The sequence below is a fragment of the Cytobacillus stercorigallinarum genome (assembly GCF_014836495.1).
In the GTDB taxonomy this organism is placed as follows: domain Bacteria; phylum Bacillota; class Bacilli; order Bacillales; family Cytobacillaceae; genus Cytobacillus; species Cytobacillus stercorigallinarum.
In genome coordinates this window covers 22,961-45,761 of sequence record NZ_JACSQT010000004.1, presented here as the reverse complement: position 1 = coordinate 45,761, position 22,801 = coordinate 22,961, and the positions used below count along the sequence as shown (strand labels likewise).

Annotated in this window: 25 protein-coding genes, 1 pseudogene, 1 riboswitch and 1 other annotated feature; of the genes and pseudogenes, 18 read left to right on the top strand and 8 right to left on the bottom strand. The window is 38.3% G+C overall.

Annotated elements, in window-relative coordinates; translation table 11 throughout:
- Positions 1–17: 17 nt before the first annotated feature.
- Both H9655_RS10160 and H9655_RS10155 read right to left on the bottom strand, forming a co-directional pair.
- Positions 18–449: a DUF4395 domain-containing protein gene (locus H9655_RS10160; protein ID WP_191813566.1), complete on the bottom strand. Its 432-nt coding sequence runs from the start codon at positions 447–449 to the stop codon at positions 18–20.
- Between the two features lie 252 nt (positions 450–701).
- A pseudogene (locus H9655_RS10155) lies at positions 702–1,020 on the bottom strand (SRPBCC family protein).
- A gap of 161 nt (positions 1,021–1,181) precedes the next feature.
- Here H9655_RS10155 and H9655_RS10150 point away from each other — a divergent pair.
- The gene (locus H9655_RS10150) at positions 1,182–1,634 is read left to right on the top strand and encodes a GNAT family N-acetyltransferase (RefSeq protein WP_191813564.1); all 453 of its coding nucleotides are present in this window, start codon (positions 1,182–1,184) and stop codon (positions 1,632–1,634) included.
- Positions 1,635–1,713: 79 nt separating this feature from the next.
- Here the strand turns inward: H9655_RS10150 and H9655_RS10145 are convergent, their stop codons facing one another.
- The 3 genes from H9655_RS10145 to H9655_RS10135 form a co-directional block, all read right to left on the bottom strand.
- Positions 1,714–2,292, bottom strand: coding sequence for a pyridoxamine 5'-phosphate oxidase family protein (locus H9655_RS10145; protein WP_191813562.1), 579 nt, complete (start codon positions 2,290–2,292; stop codon positions 1,714–1,716).
- 157 nt (positions 2,293–2,449) lie between these two features.
- Positions 2,450–2,896 carry a Dps family protein gene (locus tag H9655_RS10140; protein ID WP_191813560.1) on the bottom strand — a complete coding sequence of 149 codons (447 nt, stop codon included), beginning with the start codon at positions 2,894–2,896 and terminating at the stop codon, positions 2,450–2,452.
- Positions 2,897–2,993: 97 nt separating this feature from the next.
- Positions 2,994–3,569: a YqaA family protein gene (locus H9655_RS10135; protein WP_191813558.1), complete on the bottom strand. Its 576-nt coding sequence runs from the start codon at positions 3,567–3,569 to the stop codon at positions 2,994–2,996.
- A gap of 121 nt (positions 3,570–3,690) precedes the next feature.
- On the opposite strand from H9655_RS10135, the gene H9655_RS10130 reads away from it, so the two are divergent.
- Positions 3,691–4,557 (top strand): sulfite exporter TauE/SafE family protein, encoded by an 867-nt coding sequence (locus H9655_RS10130; protein WP_191813556.1) that lies wholly within the window; start codon positions 3,691–3,693, stop codon positions 4,555–4,557.
- Positions 4,558–4,714: 157 nt separating this feature from the next.
- Here H9655_RS10130 and argS read toward each other — a convergent pair whose 3' ends face one another.
- The 3 genes from argS to mgtE form a co-directional block, all read right to left on the bottom strand.
- A complete protein-coding gene (gene argS, locus H9655_RS10125) occupies positions 4,715–6,400 on the bottom strand; it encodes an arginine--tRNA ligase (protein WP_404826089.1) in 1,686 nt (561 codons plus the stop codon).
- A gap of 56 nt (positions 6,401–6,456) precedes the next feature.
- Positions 6,457–6,676 (bottom strand) — a binding site (T-box leader).
- Positions 6,677–6,721: 45 nt separating this feature from the next.
- Complete coding sequence (locus H9655_RS10120) at positions 6,722–7,909, bottom strand: FtsW/RodA/SpoVE family cell cycle protein (RefSeq protein ID WP_191813554.1); 1,188 nt, start codon at positions 7,907–7,909, stop codon at positions 6,722–6,724.
- Positions 7,910–8,057: 148 nt separating this feature from the next.
- The gene (mgtE, locus tag H9655_RS10115) at positions 8,058–9,416 is read right to left on the bottom strand and encodes a magnesium transporter (RefSeq protein WP_191813552.1); all 1,359 of its coding nucleotides are present in this window, start codon (positions 9,414–9,416) and stop codon (positions 8,058–8,060) included.
- A gap of 460 nt (positions 9,417–9,876) precedes the next feature.
- Between mgtE and H9655_RS10110 the strand changes: the two genes are divergently transcribed.
- The 16 genes from H9655_RS10110 (at position 9,877) to H9655_RS10035 (ending at position 22,691) form a co-directional block, all read left to right on the top strand.
- Entirely contained in the window at positions 9,877–10,656 is a 780-nt protein-coding gene (locus H9655_RS10110) for a hypothetical protein (RefSeq protein WP_191813550.1), read from the top strand.
- Positions 10,657–10,709: 53 nt separating this feature from the next.
- Positions 10,710–10,886, top strand: a riboswitch (cobalamin riboswitch).
- Between the two features lie 108 nt (positions 10,887–10,994).
- Positions 10,995–11,957, top strand: coding sequence for an ABC transporter substrate-binding protein (locus H9655_RS10105; RefSeq protein ID WP_191813547.1), 963 nt, complete (start codon positions 10,995–10,997; stop codon positions 11,955–11,957).
- Positions 11,923–12,981, top strand: coding sequence for a FecCD family ABC transporter permease (locus H9655_RS10100; RefSeq protein ID WP_191813545.1), 1,059 nt, complete (start codon positions 11,923–11,925; stop codon positions 12,979–12,981). Before H9655_RS10105 ends, H9655_RS10100 begins: the two co-directional genes overlap by 35 nt.
- A gap of 7 nt (positions 12,982–12,988) precedes the next feature.
- Positions 12,989–14,464, top strand: coding sequence for a heme ABC transporter ATP-binding protein (locus H9655_RS10095; RefSeq protein WP_191813995.1), 1,476 nt, complete (start codon positions 12,989–12,991; stop codon positions 14,462–14,464).
- Positions 14,454–15,407 carry an adenosylcobinamide-phosphate synthase CbiB gene (gene cbiB, locus H9655_RS10090; protein ID WP_191813993.1) on the top strand — a complete coding sequence of 318 codons (954 nt, stop codon included), beginning with the start codon at positions 14,454–14,456 and terminating at the stop codon, positions 15,405–15,407. Before H9655_RS10095 ends, cbiB begins: the two co-directional genes overlap by 11 nt.
- The gene (locus tag H9655_RS22710; RefSeq protein ID WP_191813543.1) at positions 15,394–15,831 is read left to right on the top strand and encodes an aminotransferase class I/II-fold pyridoxal phosphate-dependent enzyme; all 438 of its coding nucleotides are present in this window, start codon (positions 15,394–15,396) and stop codon (positions 15,829–15,831) included. The genes cbiB and H9655_RS22710 overlap by 14 nt, the downstream gene beginning before the upstream one ends.
- Positions 15,832–15,836: 5 nt before the next feature.
- Complete coding sequence (locus H9655_RS22705; protein ID WP_191813541.1) at positions 15,837–16,469, top strand: aminotransferase class I/II-fold pyridoxal phosphate-dependent enzyme; 633 nt, start codon at positions 15,837–15,839, stop codon at positions 16,467–16,469.
- A complete protein-coding gene (locus H9655_RS10075; protein WP_191813539.1) occupies positions 16,448–17,017 on the top strand; it encodes a bifunctional adenosylcobinamide kinase/adenosylcobinamide-phosphate guanylyltransferase in 570 nt (189 codons plus the stop codon). The genes H9655_RS22705 and H9655_RS10075 overlap by 22 nt, the downstream gene beginning before the upstream one ends.
- Positions 17,014–18,516 carry a cobyric acid synthase gene (locus tag H9655_RS10070; RefSeq protein WP_191813537.1) on the top strand — a complete coding sequence of 501 codons (1,503 nt, stop codon included), beginning with the start codon at positions 17,014–17,016 and terminating at the stop codon, positions 18,514–18,516. The genes H9655_RS10075 and H9655_RS10070 overlap by 4 nt, the downstream gene beginning before the upstream one ends.
- Positions 18,513–19,310, top strand: coding sequence for an adenosylcobinamide-GDP ribazoletransferase (cobS, locus tag H9655_RS10065; RefSeq protein ID WP_191813535.1), 798 nt, complete (start codon positions 18,513–18,515; stop codon positions 19,308–19,310). Before H9655_RS10070 ends, cobS begins: the two co-directional genes overlap by 4 nt.
- Positions 19,268–19,873, top strand: coding sequence for a histidine phosphatase family protein (locus H9655_RS10060; protein ID WP_191813533.1), 606 nt, complete (start codon positions 19,268–19,270; stop codon positions 19,871–19,873). Before cobS ends, H9655_RS10060 begins: the two co-directional genes overlap by 43 nt.
- The gene (locus tag H9655_RS10055; protein ID WP_191813531.1) at positions 19,825–20,265 is read left to right on the top strand and encodes a bifunctional adenosylcobinamide kinase/adenosylcobinamide-phosphate guanylyltransferase; all 441 of its coding nucleotides are present in this window, start codon (positions 19,825–19,827) and stop codon (positions 20,263–20,265) included. Before H9655_RS10060 ends, H9655_RS10055 begins: the two co-directional genes overlap by 49 nt.
- A gap of 16 nt (positions 20,266–20,281) precedes the next feature.
- On the top strand, positions 20,282–20,863 hold the full coding sequence (locus tag H9655_RS10050; RefSeq protein ID WP_191813529.1) for a cob(I)yrinic acid a,c-diamide adenosyltransferase: 582 nt from the start codon (positions 20,282–20,284) through the stop codon (positions 20,861–20,863).
- Positions 20,864–20,866: 3 nt separating this feature from the next.
- Positions 20,867–21,373 carry an ECF transporter S component gene (locus tag H9655_RS10045; RefSeq protein WP_191813527.1) on the top strand — a complete coding sequence of 169 codons (507 nt, stop codon included), beginning with the start codon at positions 20,867–20,869 and terminating at the stop codon, positions 21,371–21,373.
- Positions 21,370–22,089 (top strand): ATP-binding protein, encoded by a 720-nt coding sequence (locus H9655_RS10040; protein WP_191813524.1) that lies wholly within the window; start codon positions 21,370–21,372, stop codon positions 22,087–22,089. The genes H9655_RS10045 and H9655_RS10040 overlap by 4 nt, the downstream gene beginning before the upstream one ends.
- A complete protein-coding gene (locus tag H9655_RS10035) occupies positions 22,086–22,691 on the top strand; it encodes a histidine phosphatase family protein (RefSeq protein ID WP_191813522.1) in 606 nt (201 codons plus the stop codon). The genes H9655_RS10040 and H9655_RS10035 overlap by 4 nt, the downstream gene beginning before the upstream one ends.
- Positions 22,692–22,801: the final 110 nt, after the last annotated feature.

Genomic DNA, 22,801 nt, shown 5'->3' with positions numbered 1-22,801 from the left:
TATTGACCTCGCTTTTTTTACGAACGCAAAGAGCGTCTATATTTATATTGATTGTATTGAAAGTGAATAAAACAGCCAATACAAAAGCCACAAAGAGCAATCGTTGCTGCTAATCCGACAATAATGGCGAAAGAGTATGATAGTATTGTCCATCCAATGATTGAGCTAATCCATGCAATACTTAAACATACGACAGCAATTAACTGATTAAATTGTTGTTGCTCTTTATCTTCAGGTATATAAGAGGATAAAGGTTTTTTGAGAAATTTTTTAGCTATCATCATCACCGGATTATTCCCTGTTAGTAAGCCCATCAAGCCAGCAAGTAAAGGAATAAGCAAAATGAAGAATTGCCCTGTAATCAATGTGGCGATTACACTTAAGGTGATTACCCACTGATTCGTTTTAACGAGAGGACGTGGAATAGAAGCGATTTGTTGGTTGTTCATTCTAAAAACCAACCTTTCCAATGTGTTTTGTTCATTATATCATGGAATTTAGTTGATTATACCTAATTTCGTCTCTTTATCCCTTCTATCCTTTTTATCATTCTTGATCATAAACTCAGCATTGTTCATAATCATGCAGTCATTAGGTTCATATGATAGATGTTTTCTCTGTGGCATCAGAGAGAATATGCAGATGTTTGGCTACAGCCGTGCGACTGATTGAAAAATGAGCAAGAACAGACTTGATTACTGTCATGATTGCTCTATTACCATCCTTAAACGTTTTTGCACGATCGCTTCCCAGCCGATATTCATACGTTCACGAATTATTTCGCTTTTTTCGTTTGGTTTAGTAAAAATGGTACCAGCTTCTGGGTTCATCAATTTCTAGTACGCGGCATGGTGAAGGGCCAAACGGAGATTGTACTTCAAATGCGATTCCCTCTATTGCTTGAAAGTTATTCGGCATAAACCATTCTGCAATTCCCTTACTAGTTGCTACATGCTGCCATACTGTATTTATTGGTGCATTTAAAATGATAGATTGTTGAATATCCTTTAATTCATTCATCTAATTACCCCCTTAGCAAAGATCAGCCCTTATCGTTTTTTTGATAATATAACACCAAAAAGTTTTATGTCAATCAATAATCAAATTGAATGGTAAGTCTTCGTTTATTTGTTATTTTAAAGCGAAGATGAGGGAAGTAAGATAAGAGAGGAGGTGTTGGTATGATTATCTTTCGAGAGGCAAAAAGAGAGGATTTAGAAAGAATTGTTCTATTATTAGCAGATGATATGTTAGGAACAGGGAGAGAAGATGTGTCCATCCCCCTGCATCAGGCTTATGAGCAGGCGTTTGAAGCGATTAGCAAAGATAAACATAATGAATTAATAGTAGCAGAATGGGATGAGAAGGTTGTCGGTGTTTGTCAATTGACCTATATCCCTTATTTAACCTATCGTGGATCCTGGAGAGCAATCATTGAAGGTGTCCGCATAGCAAGTGAATTTAGAGGAAAAGGTTTTGGTGAAGCCCTTATAAAAGAGGCCATAGTTAGAGCGAAAGAAAAAGGAGTGCTGCTCGTACAATTAACAACAGATAAGCAACGCTCTAAAGCGAAACATTTTTATGAGAAAATAGGGTTTAAAGCAACGCATGAGGGGATGAAGTTGGAATTGTAAATCTGGGGTGTACTGAAAAATAATGAGGTTCCTCCTAAAAGATCATTTCAGCAGGAACCTATAAACCTATTAAAAAAAATTATACTTTTTCTATAACATTTGTAGCAATATGTGCAGCGAACATTTCCGCGGGTGAAGGAAGGTCCTCTTTTGCAAGCCAAGTTTCAGGCTTCCAAATACCGGCTCGGTTAAATGAGTTAGCGCAATGGAGGAAACACTCTTCAACTTCCACAGCGATTCCTAAGAGAGGTGCCTTTCCTTTATCGGCCATTTTAGCTAAGATATCTTCATCTTGAATAATTGCAGCTTTTCCGTTAATTCTTAATGTTTCATTTAATCCAGGAATGATAAATAATAATCCAACATGTGGGTTCTTTAATATGTTGTGCATACTATCTAATCTTCTGTTACCAGGTCTATCAGGTATAACTAGATGCTTTTCATCTAACACTTGTACAAACCCGGGATAATCTCCACGTGGTGAATTATCACATTGCCCATCTTTATTCGTTGTTGCTAAAAAAAGAAACGGTGAACGAGCAAGAAAGTCTTTGCAATGTTCGTCGATTACAGTAATGACCTTATTAGCAGCGGCTTTACTTGGGGGAGTGAATAGCGCTTTTAATTCTTCTTCTGATTGAATGACTTTTTTGAACATTTGTTGCCTCCTTTAACTGAGATGTCGTTAGTTGTCTTGTATTCATTATAAAGGGCAACACTTAAATAAAAAAGAAGCGATTGGTGAATCGACTGAAAAACTTTAGTCGAACTCGTTCGCTTCTTTGTTTATATCTATTAAATTTACATGAAACCTCTTAACCTAGATAAGCGTTAAGCATCCAAATATGTTTATCTACTGCATTTATTAAGCCCACAGCATAATCTTCGATAGCCGGCTCGTTTTCATCATCGGCTAAATGTATTATTTCTTTTAATTCGGCACGTAGTTGTTGATAATCACCGATCAAACTTTCAACCATTTTTTGCGCAGATTGTTCTTGGAGGTTTTCTTGAAGTGTCGCTACCTCAAGATATTCTTTCAATGAAGCGACTGGTTTGCCACCGATTGTTAGAAGGCGTTCAGCCATTTCATCGACTACCTCAGCTGCCTCATTATATAACTCTTCAAATTTCTCATGTAGTGTAAAAAAGTGTGGACCTGTAACATACCAATGATAGCGATGTAGTTTCGTATAAAGTAGGCTCCAGTTAGCAACTTGTGTATTTAGTGCAGCGTTTAATTTTGTATCTAATGTAATCATTATTTACTCATCTCCTCAAGAATGTTTTGTCTTAATTACATTATAACTGATTTAAAATTAAAATCAATACTTAATTATAATAATTATAAATAAGGAATTACTTTAATCTATTTTTGATATATTGTGTTGTGATGAAGCTAATAATAATGAGTATAGCCATATAAATGGTTAGCACTGAAAAGTGCTCTTTTATGAAAGGTACAGCCTTATCGCCTAATTGGTGGATGAGAAAGGCTTCAAAATAAAATCTTGCTCCTCTTCCAATCGTTGCCCATAAGACGACGGTCTGTATTTTCACTTTTGAGATGCCAGATAAAATCGTAAATATTTTAAAAGGTAAAGGCGTAAAGGCAGAGATCAGAATCGCCAATGGACCAAGTTTTTGAAAGTAATGTTCTACTTTCATAATTTGTTGTTCTTTAAAAAGTAATCGTAGGACAGGCCGGCCAATCCGCAAGCCAATATACCAGCCAAAGATAGCACCTACAACAGAAGCAAATGTAGTGAGAAAGGCGTACCAATACACATGCTCGCTATTTGCTAGTCCCATCGGAATCAAAAGTAAATCAGGAGGGAGGGGAAAGAAAGAAGAGTCAGCGAACGAGACAAAAAACAGTCCAAACACACCATATTCCAATAACCATTCTTTAAGAAGATGTAAAGTTTCTTGCATATATGAAAACCCCTTTTTAAGATTGAGTGGTTTGTCCTTTAGAAATTATATGTACACTTTTTCTTTTCATTACTATGGGGTATGATGGGGATGGTTGTTTGCATAGAAAGGTGATGGAATTGTGGAATTGATATTGTTTTTTTTACTAGGTGCCTTAATCAGTGTGTTGTCAGGTTTTTTTGGCATCGGTGGAGGGTTTATATTAACCCCATTATTAATGCTCCTTGGACTTGCTCCTATTGAGGCAATTGCGACAAGTTTGTTATTTACCATTGGGAGTTCATCTTCTGGGATTATCGGTCATATAAAATTAAAAAACATTCATTGGAAAGCGGGGGTTATTATAGGGGTGAGCGGGATCGTTGCTACTCAAATTGCCCATCCTTTTGTTGTGTTTTTAGATGCTTATCAGTTAGATGAGTGGGCGATCCCCGCTATGTATATTGTGCTGCTTTCTTTCTTTTCTGTTCAAATGTTTAAGAAGAAAAGTGCGCAGCAAGTAACGAATCATGAAGTTCAACCTTCCATTTTAAAAATGGTTTTAATCGGCTTGTTTGCAGGGTTTGTTTCCACTTCCTTAGGTGTAGGAGGAGGGTTTATTATTGTACCAATGTCGATTGCCTTTTTAGGTATGTTACCTAAGAAAGCGGTAGGAACGAGTTTGTTTGCGGTACTATTTATCGTTTCAGCAGGTTTCTTATCCTATGCATTCACTGTAGAAATCAATTATTTTATGGGGATATTCTTACTTGCTGGTGGGCTAATAGGTTCTCAATTCGGAGCTAGATCAACTGATGTTTTCGACAACAAAGAAATAACTACACTACTAGCATTTCTATACTTAACGACGATTTTGAGTGTGGCCTTAAAGGCATTTGAACAAAATGTTTTCGGATTAATCATCGTTATTCTCTATCTTCTCTACTTTTTCACTGTGCTAGGAAAAAGGCATATTACGCATTGGCGAGAAGAAAAAGGGTACTCTTAAACAGGGAAAATACAGGGGAGGCTGAGTTTAGCATGGAAATTAAGTACGATGAGGTAAGCCAGTTTGTGGTTCCTTCCTGATAGAGTGCATTTTCCAATTGCCTACAGTCAACAAAGTAGCTCCCAATTATTAAGGGAGCTTGGCACACAAGGTGGGATTACATCTTCTGTGGTGCTTTCATACCAAGTAAATGCAGACCATCAGTTAAGATGATTGTTACTGCTTTTACAAGACCGAGCCTCGAAGATAAATGTTCATCTTCATGAAGGATTTTTTCGTTAGCGTAGTATTTGTTAAAGCTTTGTGCAAGCCGAATTAAGTATTTGGCAATGATGGACGGTGCTGATTTTTCTTGGGCAAGGACGAGCTTATTTGGATAGAGGGATAAAAGTTTTGCTACTTGCCAAGCGTATGCACTTGATAAACCTTCTATTTGATAAGTTTGTTGCCGACTTTTGTGTAAAATAGATTGTGCTCTTGCTTGGGTATACTGTACATACGGACCTGTTTCACCTTCAAATGTTAACATGTCTTCTAAAGAAAACTCTATTTGTTTCATTCGTTCATTTTTTAAATCGTGGAAAATGATTGCTCCTACACCAACAGATTTAGCGACCTCCTCTTTGTTCTTTAGATGAGGATTTTTTTGATCGATATTCTCAGCTGCCAACTGTATGGCATCTTGTAAAACTTCCTCTAATAATATGACACGACCTTTTCTTGTTGACATCTTCTTACCTTCTTGCAAATACAACCCAAATGGGATGTGATGGATATGTGCCGCCCACGAATGTCCCATTTTAGATAATACAGCTTTGACTTGTTGGAAGTGAATGGACTGCTCTGGACCGACGATATAGAGTGCCTCGTCAAATTGATATGTTTGTTTACGATAAATGGCTGCCGTAATATCACGTGTTGCATAAAGAGTTGCGCCATCCGATTTCTTAATTAAGCACGGAGGTAGATTTTCCTCTGATAAGGGAACGATCTCTGCTCCATCAGAGGTGTATAGCAAGTCCGAGTGTTGCAGTGTGTCGACAATCGCGTTCATTTGCTTGTTGTAAAAGGCCTCCCCGTGATTAGAATCAAAAGAGACGCCAAGCAGTTGATAGGTTTTCTCGAATTCTTTTAAAGATTCGTCTCTAAACCAAGACCAAAGTTGCTTTGCCTCCTCATCGTCAAGTTCAAGTTTTCTGAACCAAGCTCTTGCTTCTTCATGCAAATGGGGATGCTCCTCAGCTTTCTCGTGAAATTTCACATATAATTGAAGTAATTCCTTAATTGGCTCCTTTTTAATTAAAGCTTCGTTTCCCCAATGTTTATAGGCAGTAATGAGTTTGCCAAATTGTGTACCCCAGTCGCCTAAATGATTAATCTTAACTGTGTCATATCCATGCTTTTCTGCTATAAGTGCAAGGGAATGACCAATGACTGTCGAACGAAGATGCCCCATCGAGAATGGTTTAGCGATATTTGGGCTGGAGAAGTCTAATACGATTGTCTTACCTTTACCGATTCCTGACTGTCCGTAATTCTCTCCTTGATGTAGGACTGCTTGTATAATGAGTTGACTGATTGCCTTTTTATTTAGAAAAATATTTACATATGGCCCCACTGCTTTAACATGATCGATCCATTCATGAGTTAGCTTTGTTGTTAAGGCTTTTGCCACTAGACTTGGGTTTTCTTTATCAATCTTTGCTAGTGCAAAACATGGGAAAGAGAGGTCGCCATGTTCGGGTATTTTAGGGGTTTCTAACAAGCGTCGAATCTCACCTTCACTTAAGGCGTAATTTGTTGCAACTTGAATACAGGAACTGATTGTCTTTTTCATATCTATCACCTTTTTCACCTCCAAAAATAAAGAAGAACACAAAAAAGCCCGTCTCTCATCATTTGAGAGACGAGCTATAAACCCGCGGTACCACTCTAATTGTTCCGTAACGAACCCCTTTACTACTTGCCTGTAACGGGGCGAACAACCGACATGACCTACTTAAATTCTGCCATGCTTCTATCGAAGTGCGCTTCAATGTGGCTTTTTCTCGCAGGCTCTCACCATCCCTGCTTCGCTTTAGAATTCACCTACATCTACTCTCTTCGTCACTGAATTTCCGTTTGATTTTCCATTATTATACGCTAGATTTTTAAAAAAGCAACCTTAAGATGCACGATAATATTTAGAGCTATCTTGGAACATATAACTCTTTTGGTGAAATCTAATGCTAAAAATAAGCCCCATAGCCATCATATTGCCGATTAAGGAACTCCCTCCATAACTGATAAAAGGAAGAGGGATACCAGTGATTGGTAACACTTGAATAGTCATACCGATATTTTGAAATACATGGAAGGTAATATAACTAATGACACCTACGCAGACATAAGTATTAAATGGGTCGTTGACAGTTAAGGCAATTTTCGTTAGATGAAAAATGAGAATAAAGTATAAGCAAATGACAATGCTTGCACCAATAAAGCCATATTCTTCACCAATGACACTGAATATAAAGTCGGTGTGAACATCGGGAATATAAACTTGTCTTTCATAAAAACCTTTACCACCTAACTCTCCTGAACCGATGGCATGAAGAGAATTGTATAATTGTAAGCCAGCTCCTTGTTTATGTGTATAAGGATCTAACCAAGCGTAAATCCGCATCAATTGATAGTTATCGACTGAAAGATATTTTAATAAAGTTTCAGGGGCCCAAATTATATAGTAAATGATGGTTCCACCAATAGCTGCAACCGTTCCATAAACAGGTAGGATGATTTTCCAGGTGATACCCGAAACAAGTAGAATCCCTGTGAAAATAGCAATAATAACTAGGGCAGTACCTAAATCCTCCAATATAATGAGTCCGAGTGGCACGCATGTAACGAGCCCAAGTTTAATAAAGAGAATGAGATCATTCTTGACCGTTTTCATGGTGTATTTTTCATAATGACTAACGATTACTTTACTTAGTGCGAGAATAAGAAAAATTTTAAAGAATTCGGATGGTTGCAAGGAAGGTCCTGGTAGGCCGTTATACCAAAGTTTTGCTCCTTTTACTTCATAGGCAATAGACTCTGGTACAATAAAAAGCCCAACTTGAAGTATCGTTCCAATACCGAATAATATCCATGTCATACGCTTAATCTGATCGGAATCAAAATACATGATGGCTGCAATCACAATTATACCCACACTATAAAAGATAATTTGCTGTAATACGAAGTTATCAGGGTATTGTGCTGTCGTTTGCCCACTGTAAATGGCTGTGCAACTAATGATGCAGAACAAAAATAATATCAGGCATAATGTCCAATCAAAGCGATCATTCTTTTTTTGTATGCGATCCATATATAAACACCTATCTTTATTTTATACATTAAGGTAATGCTACGAATAGAAAAAAACACATGAGGGGTCTTTTGCAAAAATATGTTTAAACGTATATATAGACGTACAGAATTGAAAAAGAGTTTCCTTATTTACAAAAAAAGCAATGCTAAATTAAGTACGAAATAAACATTGTGGCAATACCAAAATACGAAACAAGAGAGAAAATATCATTTAATGTTGTAATAAGTGGTCCGGAAGCTATGGCTGGGTCTATGCCAAATTTGTATAACAGTAGTGGAATAGTTGCGCCCGAAAGTGTGCCAATAATTAACGTAAGAAGAAGGGAAACGCCAACTACTAAGCCTAAATAAACATTTCCTTGCCAGAAAAATGCAATCAGTGCGATTAAAATACCACAAGTTACCCCAATAATAACGCCAACCCCTAATTCCCTAAGGATTAATTTCGTGACCACTTTTTTATTTAAATTATTGGAAACAAGACCTCTGACAACGACAGCTAATGATTGCGTACCTGTGTTACCTGTCATACCAGAAATCATGGGCATGAAAAAGGCGAGGGCTACGACTTGCGATAAAGTTGCTTCATACCCGCTAATGATACTGCCTGATATAATGCCGATGAATAATAAAAGGATGAGCCACGGCAACCTTCGATAAGCGGCAACGAAAGCTTTCGTATCAAAGTCTATTGCCTTACCGGAAGCTGATAGCTTTTCAATATCTTCATTCGCTTCTTGCACAACAACATCCATCAAGTCATCAACTGTTGCAATTCCCATTAGCACATTTTCATCATTTACAATGGGGATAGCAAGAAAATCATATTTTAAGACCATGTTGGCCACTTCTTCTTGGTCTGTCGTCACTGCCGCTGAAATGACTCTTTCATACATAATGTCTTGGATGACCTCAAGAGGCTCTGCGATTAGTAAGTCACGGTGAGAGACAACCCCCACTAACTTTCTATCTTGATCAATCACGTATAAATAATTAATCGTTTCCGCATATTCTGCAAAGGATTTTAACTTTTCTACTGCTTCTCGGACTGTGTAATAATCACGGATCCATACAAAGCGGTTAGTCATTAAGCGCCCAGCTGTTTCTGGAGGATAGGTCATCATATTTTGAATAATGCGGGATTCACTTTGTTTCATGCCGGCAAGGAGACCTTCTATTTTCTTAGCTGACATATCATGAAGTAAAAGGGCGAGATCGTCATTGTCCATTAGATCAAGGACTTTTCCTGTTTTCTCATTTTCTAATTTATTTAAAACCTCAAGCTGCATGTCTTTATTAAGTTCTTCTAGTAGTTGGGCCAGGCGCTCAGCTGTCATAAATAATAAGAAACGTTTCTTATGTTTTTCAGGTAGATGATCATAAACTTGAGCAATATCATACGGTTGCAGTTCATCTAATATCCTGTCAAACTCTTTTTGTTTATTATCTTTTAGTGCTTTGATGATTAATAAAGCGATTTGGTTTTCTGTCATCGTCTGAATCATAAAGCTCAAGTCCTTTCAACCGAGGATATACCTTAAATTGTAAACACAGATTACATGATTATCTTACCATTTTTTAACTGGGGAATTCATAATTTTTTTCTTAAATGATTGGATGGTTTAAAAGTTATGACTGTATGCTAAAACCTTAGTTATTTTCATAGTATGTGTTAGAAGTGGAATGTTATCATTGGTTTGATACAAAAAGGTTCTTTAAGGGTTTGAACAAAACGCTGGAATTGAAATAGTTATTTTGTAATGTTTTTTTAATAATCGTATTTCCTTATCTTTGCTAAAATGAAGTGGATGAATGGACGTATTGTTATCGGTTATTTTTGCTTAGCGTGCATGTAGTATAAATTATTGCAGTAAAACGAATAGTGTGTGGTATAAGGGTGATTGCAAAGGTAGTACAATTTAATTTGCTCTTCGTCTTTCTATAATCAGTTCGGAGGTTTCTAAATTGCGAAAGAAAAATCATAGTGTTCGAGATCTCATCTATATTTTATTAAACGAAAAGGACCAGTCTGTTATTTCTTATGGAATTGAATTTTCTGAGTTTATGAAATCCTTACAGAACAACACTGGGCATCTCCTATTAATGAAGCATCAGTATGAAAACGGGGAACGGAATGTACATACCATGTTTGATTGGGTGTCTCATGAGGAATTGCCAGCACTTATAAACGAAGATGTTTATAGTTATGGTGATTTTTGCTGGATAGATTTCGAGGAGGAAGAATCGTTAAATGAACTACCTGCCCAAGCAATTGCTGAGCTCCTATATCTTAGTCATGTAAAGGAGCATTTAAAGAAACCTTTCTATAACCATTTAAGCAATCGTTATTGCTATTTAGCCTATGATGACGGTTGGTTAAATAAGGTCTATTACCGAGACTGGCAGGATTTTTACAAAATGCTTGGCGATGTGGCAGCGATGAAGATGGAGCATTTAAAAGTAGAAAAATCTTTATTAGGCCTGAAAAAGAAAAAAACATATCCGCAAGTGCCAGAAGATGTTTTACGAGCATTAAGAAATTTAATGAAGGAAGGTCTGGTCATTTCTTATGAACAAAGTGAGCAGACACGAACGAAAATTAGTATCCCACTCTGGACAATTGGCGATTTCGCTAATATGGATGATATGTATGATGAGTTCGAAGCAATGAGAAAGGAAGCCACTCCGGACGCGAAATTGGTTTTTGATAAAAAACTGAAAGAATGGCAAGTAACTGATTCATAAAAATAATAATGCACCACAATATATGATAAGGTATAATAAAATCGACAGAAAATTGTAGATTTAAGGAAATAGGTGTCATTTTATGACTTAATAGGGGAAATTGGTGTAAAACCAATGCGGTCCCGCCACTGTAAATGGTTGATAACAAAGAAACCTGCTATCTATGTAATAGCAGGAATCTGTGATATTAAACCATGAGCCAGGAAACCTGCCTATCTTCCATAAACACTGTAACCTACGAGGATAGGAGGTGTTTGGTAAGGCTTCTTTGTCGTGATTTATTCCTTCCAAACATCTCCTACTACTGGGGATGTTTTATATTTTAAGGAGGGTTAATCATGAAGAAATGGTATTTATTTTTAGTCTCGATTTTACTATCAGCAGGTATTCTTGCTGGATGTGGGAACGACACAGCTGAGCCGAAAACAGGTGGAGAAGAAAAGGTTGAAGAGAGTACTGAAACTAGCGCTTTTCCTGTAACATTAACGGATGCTTGGGATCATGAAGTGGTAATTGAAGAGGAACCAGAAGCGATTGTTTCGTTAATGCCGAGTAATACTGAAATCGCTTTCGAATTAGGATTAGGTGAGAAGGTAGTCGGTGTTTCTGATTTTGATAATTATCCAGAAGAAGTGGCTGATATTGAAAAGATCGGTGGACAGGAATTTAATGTAGAAGCAATTATTGCTTTAAATCCGGACATCGTATTAGCACATAATTCAAGTGCACATAATAGTACTGAAGGTTTAGATCAAATAAGAAGTGCTGGTATTCCTGTTCTTATTGTCAATGATGCCCAGGATTTTGAAGAAATGTATGATTCTATTGAAATGATTGGTAAAGCAACAGGAGCAACAGAAGAAGCAAATCAAACAGTTGATGAAATGAAAACCCGTTTGGCAGAAATCGGAGAAAAGGCAAAATCCGTTGAAGAGAAAAAATCTGTTTTTGTAGAAATCTCTGCAGCACCTTCTTTATATACTGCCGGACAGAAAACATTTATTGATAATATGCTCAATTTGATCCAAGCGGAAAATGTAATAGATGAAGAGGGTTGGCCACAAATTGACGAGGAAGCTGTCATCGAAAAGAATCCTGATGTGATTATTACTACATACGGATATTATACGGAAAATGCAGTAGAAACCCTTTTAAGTCGAGAAGGATGGCAAGATGTAACAGCCGTTAAAGAGAAGCAAGTGTATGATGTGCACTCTGATAAGGTAACTCGTACAGGTCCTAGACTTGTAGAAGGAGTAGAGGAGCTTGCAAAAGCGATTTACCCAGAAGTATTTAAATAATAGAGGGGTTGCTTATTTCTGTGCATTCGTTTTCCTATGTGTAGCCATGCTTATGGGGATTTCTATAGGTACGGTTTCAGTGCTACCGTTAGATATATTGAATATCATTGGAGCGGAAATCTTACGTTTACCAATAAGTAATGATGTTGATCCAATGCACAGTAATATTGTTATGAATATTCGCTTGCCTAGAGTCGTATTGGCAGGATTCGTCGGGGCATCACTTGCAATGGCAGGTGCTGCCTTTCAAGGTTTATTAAGAAACCCTTTAGCAGACCCTTATACATTGGGGGTGTCTTCAGGAGCTTCTGTTGGTGCTGTATTGACTATCTTTCTCGGTTTATCCATCCCGTTTATTGGCACATTTACTTTACCATTATTAAGTATTACAACAGCTTTTCTAACGATAATTGTTGTCCTTTTCTTTGCGCGACAAATTGATCGTGGTATGAGAGTAGAGACAATTATTTTAACAGGTATTATCTTCAGTTCTTTTCTAGGTGCATTTATTTCCTTAATGATTGCTTTAACGGGGGATGAACTGAGACAGATTATCGGTTGGTTGTTAGGAAGCGTATCGATGAGGGGTTGGGACTATGTTCAAATCATCCTTCCTTTCTTTATCATTGGTTCTGTGATGCTTCTAGCCAATAGCCAGGAATTAAATGCGATGTCATTCGGCGAAGAAAGAGCCCGTCATATCGGGGTGAATGTACAGAAACGTAAGATGATGGTCTTAATTGCCGGATCGATTTTAACTGGTGCGGCGGTAGCGGTGTCAGGTACCATCGGATTTGTCGGCTTGGTCATTCCGCACCTGACCCGATTGCTATGGGGACCGGACCATAGACACTTACTTCCTTTATCGATGATGACAGGTGCTGGGTTTTTAATACTTGCTGATTTATTCGCAAGAACAGTCATTTCACCAACTGAGTTACCTATTGGTGTCATTACTGCGTTAATTGGTGCACCAGTTTTTGCGATCATTCTAATGAAACGAAGAGCGGAAGGCAGAGGATAATGTGATGATGTATAGCTTACGGCAAATTAATGGTGGTTATGGAGGCAAGCAGGTCATTCATGATGTTTCCTTTGACGTAGAGAAGGGACAGTTATTTGGCATCCTTGGACCAAATGGGAGTGGCAAGTCGACTGTTTTAAAGATGTTGAGTGGTCTTATACCGGTTACGTCTGGTGAAGTTTATTTAAAGGAACAACCAGTACAAAGTTATAACACGAAGGAAATGGCGAAAATCGTTGCTGTCCTACCTCAACATGCCGAATATAGTTTTTCTTATACAGTGAAAGAAATTGTATCACTCGGTCGCTATGCTCATCAAAGTGGTTGGTTCCAAACATGGTCTGATGATGATGATGAAGTGGTGCAACGTTCTATGAAACAAACAGGCGTACATCATTTTGCGCATAAAAATATTACTGAGCTATCAGGTGGAGAGAGACAACGTGTGTTTTTGGCACAAAGTCTCGCACAAGAACCAGAAATATTGTTACTAGATGAACCAACCAATCATTTAGACTTATCTTACCAAAAAGAATTGCTAGATATGTTAAAAGAGTGGACAGAGAAAAAAGGTTTAACGGTCATATCCATTTTTCATGATTTAAATTTAGCCGGTTTATATTGTGATCAAATCGTTTTGTTAAATGAGGGACAAATCGTCAGTAATGATAAACCTAATGAAGTATTGCAAGAAGCACGTATTATCGAGGTTTATGAGACTGAAGTGAAGAAACACGGACACCCGAAAGTCCCAGCACCACAAGTAGTTCTTATACCTGAGGAGAAATGGCAAAATGAAGAGATCATTACACCGGCTAGATTAATGATCAATAAGGAGTATATTACACTTCAGTCTGACCAACCGCTAAGGGTCATGTCATCAGGTGTTGTTGGTTCTGGTATTGGTTGGTATCAAACATTCGTTAATCGCCATGTGGATAAAAGTTATAACTGTGATGACTTTTATGAGGAGATGGTGGATTTTCTTATAGAAAAAGGGTTTGAGCCTTCGGAAACGGTTGGAATGATGACAGCGGTATATATGGATGATGTGGTCTACGGTTTTTACGAAATGGATCTGTTCTCTGTGTTGATCGTGGTAACAGCAGGTGTAGGCAACGCTGTCGATGTTTCGATGGCGAGCAAACATAAAGAGGTAGTAACTCCGGGCACGATTAATAGTTGGATATTTGTCAATGGCCATCTTTCTGAAGAGGCGTTTATTCAAGCAATGATGACGGCTACTGAAGCGAAAGTAAAAGTATTAATGGATTTAGATGTGAGAGACAAAGAAACAGGGACAGTTGCTACGGGCACATCTACGGATAGTATCTTAGTTGCTGCAACACAAAGCGGAGAGAAAATCGATTTCGCTGGAACGGTTACACCACTAGGGAAAATAATAGGAAAAGGTATTTACGAATGTACACAAAAAGCGATTCACAAGAATCGTAAAAGAAAAAAGGAAACAGATAATGATTGAACATTTAGTTGCATTAACAGTAGCGGTGGTCATTGACCGATTCATAGGTGACCCACCGCGATGGCCGCATCCTGTAAAGTGGATGGGTTCTTTCATAGGCATTTTAAGAAAGAAATGGAATATAGGGGAACATAGAAAATGGAAAGGTGTAGCTATGTTAACAACAGTCTTAGTGATTGTATTAGCTGCATCGATAAGTATTGTTGTGATTGCCTATGCGGTCCACCCTATTGTTGGAATATTACTTGAGGCGGTGTTAATCGCAACTACCATCGCCCAAAAAAGTTTAAAGGAAGCGGCATTAGAAGTATACGAGCCTTTAGTGAATGAACAATTAAGTGAGGCAAGGCAAAAGCTTTCATATATTGTTGGTCGGGATACAGAGAAGCTAAATGAAGCAGAGATTGTTAGAGGAACAGTTGAAACAGTAGCAGAAAATACAAGTGATGGTATTACTGCCCCATTGTTCTTTGCCTTCATTGGTGGTGCACCGCTTGCCTTAGTTTATCGCGCTATTAATACTTGTGACTCAATGGTTGGTTATAAAAATGAGAAATACATTGACTTTGGCTGGGCGTCGGCAAAGCTTGATGATGTGGTGAACTGGGTACCGAGTAGACTGACAGCATTTTGTATGCTTCTCATGAATCAACCAAGATTTATTCAAAAGAGAGAGAGTTTTCGATTAGTGATGAGCGATGCCAAAAAACATCCAAGCCCGAATAGTGGTTGGGGCGAAGCGGCTGTGGCTTATTTATTAGGCGTTCAGCTAGGTGGTAAAAATACATATGAAGGGCATGTTTCGTATCGTGCCACGATGGGAGAAGACAATATGCCATTATCAAGTATTCATATTATAGAGGCGAATGCAATCATTGCTAAAACCATTCCTCTGTACCTTTTGATTTTATGGCTAGGGGGTGTATGGATTGCAATGGCCTAAGCATGGTGCGAATCCACAATATTTATACGAAGTATTAAAGTTAGATATGCCCGCAAACACAATTGACTTTAGTGCGAATATTAACCCATTAGGGCCTCCTGAAGATGTGAAAAGGCAATGGGGAAGCTTACTTTCATCATTATTAGAATACCCCGACCCGTTTGCCACGAGATTAACAGAGCGTATTAGTAAAACTACAATCCTTCCTAAAGAAAATGTACTCATCGCCAACGGAGGAGCCGAGATTATCTCAATGATTGGACATTTATTTGCTAGAAAGCGTGTAATGATTGTCCAACCTGCTTTTTCCGAATATGAGACAGCTTGCCGGGCGAGTGCGTGTGAAATTGATTATTTTTACTTAAATGAGAACTGGGAGTTAGACATAGAAGGTTTGATAGCTACTTTTAGGGAATTGATGTAGTTTTTTTGACGAACCCGAATAATCCTACGGGTAAATACTTCTCAAAAGCTTCAATCAAACGTTTGATTGAAGCCGCTGAATGTTTAGGTGTTTACCTCATAGTGGATGAAGCTTTTTATGATTTTGTAGATGGATATGAACCAATTTCATCATTATTACACGAGTACAATCAATTAGTTATTATTCGCTCTATGACTAAAATGTTTGCCATTCCTGGGATTCGCTTAGGGTATGTGCTCGCGAGTGAACAGTTTATAAGCGATTTAAGGACGATACAACCGCATTGGAGTGTCAATAGTGTGGCGCAGGAAATAGGATTACTGTGTATAGAGGATAACGACTTTCAGCAGAAAACACGTGAGTTGATGAAGATAGAACGGAAGAAAATCTTTTCCTTTTTAGCACATAATGATTACCTTTATTCAGATTCATCCACTAATTTTTACTTAATGAAAGATTCGTTTTCCAAAGAAAGCAAGCGTCTTTTTCTCTTTTTATTAAAAAAGGGACTGATCCCAAGGCATACATACAATTTTCCCGGATTGGAAGGGAATTGGCTTAGACTAGCAATAAAATCACCGGATGAAAACATTCGATTGATGGAGGCATTAAAGCAATGGCGCGAATCATCTTTATAAGCGGAGGGGTAAGAAGTGGTAAGAGTCAGCTTGCTGAGAGGTTAGCAATTGATTTGGCACACTACCATGGGAAGCAATTACATTACATAGCGACAGCTCAACCAAGCGATAAAGAAATGATGTTGCGCATTAAGCATCATCAAAAGCAGAGGCAAGAAAGTGGCAAACAGTGGATGACATGGGAACAACCAAGAAAAGTTCATCAACTTGCTACCCACTTTTCTTCAAATGATATTATTCTTCTAGATTGCATAACCACTCTCCTTAATAATGAATTTTTTTATGAAAATCGCTGGTCTAATTACGAATTTCAGCAACAAATTTATGAAAAGCTTGTCCAAGGAATCACAGAACTTTCGAGTAAAGTTGATACGTTAATTCTCGTAAGTAACGACATATTCCATGACGTGATAAGTGATGAACCACTTGTTCGTGTGTATGGAAAGATGCTAGGGCGACTCCATCAAAAAATAGTAGCGCTTGCAGATGAAGCTTATCTAGTAGATGCTGGTTGTCTTATTCAGATGAAAGGAGGAGAACCAATATGAAAGGCATAATGGTCGTTGGAACAGCCTCTGATGTAGGGAAAAGTATAATTGCCACAGCTATATGTCGTGCTTTAGTAGAAGAAGGTGTGCGTGTTGCCCCGTTTAAGTCACAAAATATGTCTAATAATTCTTATGTAACGGAAGATGGCAAAGAAATTGGACGAGCACAAGGGGTACAGGCAGAAGCTGCGAGAATAGAAGCTACAGTCTATATGAATCCAATTCTCTTAAAACCAACGTCAGACTCGACTTCTGAGGTAGTTTTGTTTGGGAAAGCTGGGGCGATTCAGTCTGGTCGTGACTATAGAACATCTTTCTATGAAAAGGGGCTTGAGGCGATTACGAAAGCACTTCATAAACTAGAAAATACTTATGATGTGATTGTGATGGAAGGTGCCGGCTCTCCTGTAGAAATGAACTTAAAGACTCGTGAACTAGTCAATATGAAAGTGGCTGAAATGGCGGATGTGCCTGTGTTGTTAGTAGCTGATATCGATAGAGGCGGTGTGTTTGCAAGTATCGTAGGGACGTTATCATTACTAGAAGAAAACGAAAGAAGTCGAGTAAAAGGGGTTATTATTAATAAATTTAGAGGAGATCTGTCTCTGTTTGCGGACGGTAAGAAGTGGATTGAAGATCACTGTGGTATTCCAGTTATCGGAGTGATGCCATATATCCATCATCATATGATTGATGCAGAGGATTCCTTATCTATACAAGTTTCTAAAAAGAATAACCCAATAGACATTGCTATATTTAAACCACCGTATCTTTCAAATTTTACCGATATAGATCCGTTTTTACATGAAGGTGATGTGTCTTTCCGCTGGGTTAATCGAATTGATGAAATGGGCATGCCTGATGCTGTTATTTTACCAGGAACGAAAAGCACGATTGATGATTGGCAATATTTCTGTGATAGAACGCTCGATAAATGGTTAAAGCATTATATAGAAAATGGCGGAAGAGTAATCGGAATTTGCGGTGGTTTTCAAATGTTAGGCAGGCGATTAGCCGACCCTTATGGTGCGGATACCGGCATCGAAGGGAAGGAAATAAATGGCCTCGGCGTGATTCCTGCTATCACCACTTTTATCACTGAAAAAACAACCATTCAAGTGGAAGGAACGCTTCACCCCAAGTTAAAAGGATCATTTGTACAATCATTAAAAGGGTATGAAATCCATTTAGGCGAAACAGTAGTAGAGAATCATGATAGGCACTATTTTATGAAAAAAGCTGATGGTCATTATGATGGTTATACAAGTAACGATGGAAAGATTATCGGTACATATATGCATCATGTTTTTCATCACGACGAATGGCGTGCACAATGGTTAAATCAGATTCGTGCAGATAAAGGTTTGCCTTTAAGAGATCCGGTTTATATCCGTACCAAGAAGGACCAAAAGTATGCAGAACTGGCAGCACACTTCAAAGCAAATGTTGACTTTGACCTTCTTAAAGAAATCATCGGTATAGAGGATCGCATCTTATGAAAATATGGCTAAAAGGAGTATTAATGAATCTACAATTCTTCACTGCCATTCCGATTCCTATCCAATTACCGATGGATAAAAAGCATTTAAATGGCGCGATTAAAACCTTTCCATTGTTAGGTATGATACAAGGGGTCATCTATGCGTTTATATTTTATTTGTTATTAATGATTTCTCCTTTCTCGCCATTAACAGCTGCCATTATTCTTTGGGTGACATTCATCGTTGTCACAGGTGGGATTCATTTAGACGGCTGGATGGATGCAAGTGATGCATACTTTTCCTATGGTGATCGACAAAAGCGATTAGAAGTGATGAAGGATCCAAGAGTTGGTGCTTTTGGTGTGCTGTCGGTCATTCTCTTATTAAGTACGAAACTATTTTTTATTTATGAAATCGCGATTAAATTAGAAAGCGCATCTGTATTCTTTTTTATTGCTTGTATTCCTTTTTTTAGTCGTATGGTCATGGGCATGATGCTAATGAAGGTGAAGACAGCTAAAAATAGCGGGTTAGGTTACATGTTTCAGGATGCAGCTACATCGAGAAGTGTTGTTATCTATGGTGTATATATTTTACTAGTTGTTATATGGCTGTTTTTCTTTTTTCCTTCCCTTTTATTCGGGTTTACTTGCATGTTCATCATTTCGTTAGGCTTATTTATAATTATGAAACGAAAAAGCGTAAGTTGGTTTGGAGGCACAACAGGCGATGTGATTGGTGCATGTGTGGAAGGAGTGGAATGGAGTTTATGGATGGTTCTTTGGTTATTACATTATTTCGTCATGGGATGACAGAGGCCAATAGGAAGAAAGTCTATCTAGGTTGGAGTGATTCTCCGCTTGTTTCGGCGCAATCTATCGTCCCGATAGTACCACCTTGCGATATCATCGTCATAAGTGATTTAGGTAGATGTATAGAAACGAGTAAGAAATTATTCCCTAATGAACCGCTAGTTTTGATGAGAGAATGGAGAGAAATGAACTTTGGTGAATGGGAAGGTTGCACGTATGAGCAATTAAAGAACCATCAATCGTATCGAAAGTGGTTGGATCATTGGCAAACATTGTCACCCCCTAATGGTGAGAGTTATAGTGAATTTAGTCAACGACTTAATCGCGCATGGGACTCGTTAGTAGCAGAAGCGTTGGAGAAATCCATTTCAACAATGGCGATTGTCACGCACGGTGGAGTAATCCGCCATATCTTACATACGAAAGTAAAAAATAAAAAAGCGTTTTGGGACTGGGAGATTCCTTATAATGGGGGCTACCAAATCGATGTTAAATGGAAAGGTGGGGAGATTATATGCACTTTGTTACAGGAGGAGCCTATAACGGAAAGGGAGAATGGGTAGCAAAACAATATGGTATTCACCGAGCAAGTAACTCCTGGTATTCCGCCTATCATAGTTCACCGCCACCTGATGTAGACAATTTTACAGAAATGGATGGTGTAATTGTCTGGGAAGGAATAGAATATTGGGTAAAGGATGTCTTAACTTACAGTCGAGAAGAGGAGATACAACAAAGAATCCAGCAATTCCTCATTGACTTTGCAGCATGGGAAAACAACGAACGTACACGTAAAGTCATCATCATTGGTACGGATATAACCAAAGGGATTGTACCAGTAGATGAAAAAGATCGACTTTTACGAGATGTTTGCGGACGAGTGTATCAACAAATTGCCAAACAGGCATCGCAAATGGATATTATTTGGTATGGAATAGCTCAGAAAATTAAATAAGGGAGTGGGCGATTAGATGAAAATTTATACGAGAACAGGAGATAAAGGAAAAACGAGCATTATTGGCGGCAGAGTAGAAAAGGACGATATACGTGTTGAAGCCTATGGTACAGTTGATGAAGTCAATTGTTTTGTCGGTCAGGCTGTTACGGAGTTGGATCAAGCAAAATTCGCAGACGTCTTGGATGATTTAGAGAAGATACAACATGAACTTTTTGATTGTGGTGGAGACTTAGCAAACGTAACAAAGAAACGTGAGCTGAAGCTAAAACAAGAGTCAATTGATTATTTAGAAGAGAGAATTGATGAGTTTATTGCAGAAGCACCAGCATTAGAGCGTTTCATCTTACCAGGTGGTGCCAAGGCATCTGCTTCTATTCACATTGCGAGAACCGTCACAAGAAGGGCAGAAAGATTAGTCGTATCACTTAAGAAAACAGATGATACGGTTCCAGATGTAGCTGTTATGTTTTTAAATCGTTTGTCTGATTACTTTTTTGCATTAGCCCGCGTCATCAACTTTCGCTTAGGGAATCCGGATGTAGAATATGTACGTAGTGCGAAAGTGTTCCGTGGGGGTAAAAGAAAAGGGGAATAACTGATGGGTCTTTTAAAAGGAATAAAAATAACATGGCTAAGTGTTTTTGTTGCCCTATCGGTGATTGGTGCAGCAATTAAGATTCCAGCTGGGATTGTTACTAGTGTGGCACTAGATTCATTTCCCGCGTTGCTCGCTAGTGCCTTATTAGGAGGGCCGGCTGGGGCAATCGTTGGAGGTACAGGTCATTTATTGTCAGCATTATTAGGTGGGTTGCCGATGGGGCCGTTTCATTTGGTAGTAGCGATTGAGATGGCCATTCTAAGTTTTATATTTGCTGTATTTTACCGCAATGGACATAGGTGGGTCGCTTCTATTCTCTTTGTCCTTGGTAACTCGTTTGCAGCCCCACTTCCATTTCTCTTTATTATGGGAGAAGCGTTTTATTTGGCACTCGTTCCGTCGCTTTTAGTAGGTTCTATTTTTAACGTAGCTATTGCACTTATCCTTATTCCAAGATTGGCAAAAGTCATTCAACCAGTAAAAACATCTATGGGAAATGCCAAATGAGAGATGTACTAGTGATTCCATATAACAAGGAAGAATCACTTGTCATAGCAAGTGATAATAGTGGCGGTATCGGATTAAAGCATGATGATCATATTAAGGTTTCATATGAGGTTGTGGCTTATTATGCTTTAAGGGTATCGATGATGGAATGTATAGCTATAGGTGCAACGCCCTTAGCGATTATTTTGCAAAATTTTTCTGGAGATCAAGTGTGGCGATCATTAGTGACAGGAATTGAAAAGGGTTTGCTGGAACTAGACATGACAGAATTACCTATAACAGGAAGTACAGAAAGTAATTTTGAGCTCAAGCAATCTGCAACAGCCGTATCTGTTATGGGAAAAATAAATGCGAGTAAAGATATTCATGCGATTGAGTTTAACAAAGAAAATCGGTTAGCGGTTATCGGTAAACCATTAGTAGGAGAAGCGGTCATTAATGATGCGCTCCATATAGCTCCGCTAGCGCTTTGTTCACAACTCGCAAATATGGAAAAAGTGACAGTCATGCCTGTTGGTTCTAAAGGAATATTAGCTGAGTTAAACCAATTATTTAAGGATCGTGTCTTTACCCTAACTGATCTCACTTGTGAATTAGACTTACTTACTTCTTCAGGGCCTGCAACCTGCTTCATTATTAGTTATTTACCTGAAAATGAAGAGAAAATAAAAGAAATGGCTACTGGCTATTTTTATCCTGTAAAGGTGAAGGCATGAGTTTAACTGTTTTTTTTACAAGGCATGGAGAAACGGAATGGAATATAGAGAAGAGAATGCAAGGTCGATTAAATTCTCCTTTAACTAACAAAGGAAAGCAAGATGCCTTAAAACTTGGGCAAAGGTTAGCGCAAACTAAATTTACAAAGGTGTTCTCCTCTCCTAGTGGTCGAGCATTAGAAACGGCACAAATCATTACAGGTGGGGAAGCGGTTGTCAAAGATGAGCGATTGATGGAGATAATGCTTGGTGAGTGGCAAGGGAAAACTGAAGGGGAAATTTGGGCGCACGACCCTTTGTTATTTGCGCAATATTGGCAACACCCTCATGAATATGACAACCCATATGGTGAAAGCTTTCAAAATGTGATTGATCGCATGCGTGACTTTCTAGCAGAATTAGCTTTAACGACAAGTGGGAACGTGTTAGTGGTTACTCATGGTGTCGCATTGAGGGCCATTTACTCTATTTGCCGCATGCTGCCAGTTCATCAATTTTGGAACGGCGCACCAGATATTGAGGGTACAAGTTTAACCATCCTTACATATGAATCACAGCAGTTTCAGATTGTGAAAGAAGCATGTACGGCACATTGCCAATAACTGGCGTGCGGGTGCTTCTTTTTACTTTCACAGCAGTCAATGTGGCTAGGTATATGAAGAAAATGTGTAGGTATTTTGACTGACTTTATTCACCTAATGAAATGGTACGA

Bases quoted from the DNA above. Each gene is read 5' to 3' on its own strand.
- H9655_RS10160 (WP_191813566.1), bottom strand. From the start codon at position 449: ATGAACAACCAACAAATCGCTTCTATTCCACGTCCTCTCGTTAAAACG.
- H9655_RS10150 (WP_191813564.1), top strand. From the start codon at position 1,182: ATGATTATCTTTCGAGAGGCAAAAAGAGAGGATTTAGAAAGAATTGTT.
- H9655_RS10145 (WP_191813562.1), bottom strand. From the start codon at position 2,292: ATGTTCAAAAAAGTCATTCAATCAGAAGAAGAATTAAAAGCGCTATTC.
- H9655_RS10140 (WP_191813560.1), bottom strand. From the start codon at position 2,896: ATGATTACATTAGATACAAAATTAAACGCTGCACTAAATACACAAGTT.
- H9655_RS10135 (WP_191813558.1), bottom strand. From the start codon at position 3,569: ATGCAAGAAACTTTACATCTTCTTAAAGAATGGTTATTGGAATATGGT.
- H9655_RS10120 (WP_191813554.1), bottom strand. From the start codon at position 7,909: ATGGATCGCATACAAAAAAAGAATGATCGCTTTGATTGGACATTATGC.
- mgtE (WP_191813552.1), bottom strand. From the start codon at position 9,416: ATGATTCAGACGATGACAGAAAACCAAATCGCTTTATTAATCATCAAA.
- H9655_RS10105 (WP_191813547.1), top strand. From the start codon at position 10,995: ATGAAGAAATGGTATTTATTTTTAGTCTCGATTTTACTATCAGCAGGT.
- H9655_RS10095 (WP_191813995.1), top strand. From the start codon at position 12,989: ATGTATAGCTTACGGCAAATTAATGGTGGTTATGGAGGCAAGCAGGTC.
- H9655_RS10075 (WP_191813539.1), top strand. From the start codon at position 16,448: ATGGCGCGAATCATCTTTATAAGCGGAGGGGTAAGAAGTGGTAAGAGT.
- H9655_RS10070 (WP_191813537.1), top strand. From the start codon at position 17,014: ATGAAAGGCATAATGGTCGTTGGAACAGCCTCTGATGTAGGGAAAAGT.
- cobS (WP_191813535.1), top strand. From the start codon at position 18,513: ATGAAAATATGGCTAAAAGGAGTATTAATGAATCTACAATTCTTCACT.
- H9655_RS10060 (WP_191813533.1), top strand. From the start codon at position 19,268: ATGGATGGTTCTTTGGTTATTACATTATTTCGTCATGGGATGACAGAG.
- H9655_RS10055 (WP_191813531.1), top strand. From the start codon at position 19,825: ATGCACTTTGTTACAGGAGGAGCCTATAACGGAAAGGGAGAATGGGTA.
- H9655_RS10050 (WP_191813529.1), top strand. From the start codon at position 20,282: ATGAAAATTTATACGAGAACAGGAGATAAAGGAAAAACGAGCATTATT.
- H9655_RS10045 (WP_191813527.1), top strand. From the start codon at position 20,867: ATGGGTCTTTTAAAAGGAATAAAAATAACATGGCTAAGTGTTTTTGTT.
- H9655_RS10040 (WP_191813524.1), top strand. From the start codon at position 21,370: ATGAGAGATGTACTAGTGATTCCATATAACAAGGAAGAATCACTTGTC.
- H9655_RS10035 (WP_191813522.1), top strand. From the start codon at position 22,086: ATGAGTTTAACTGTTTTTTTTACAAGGCATGGAGAAACGGAATGGAAT.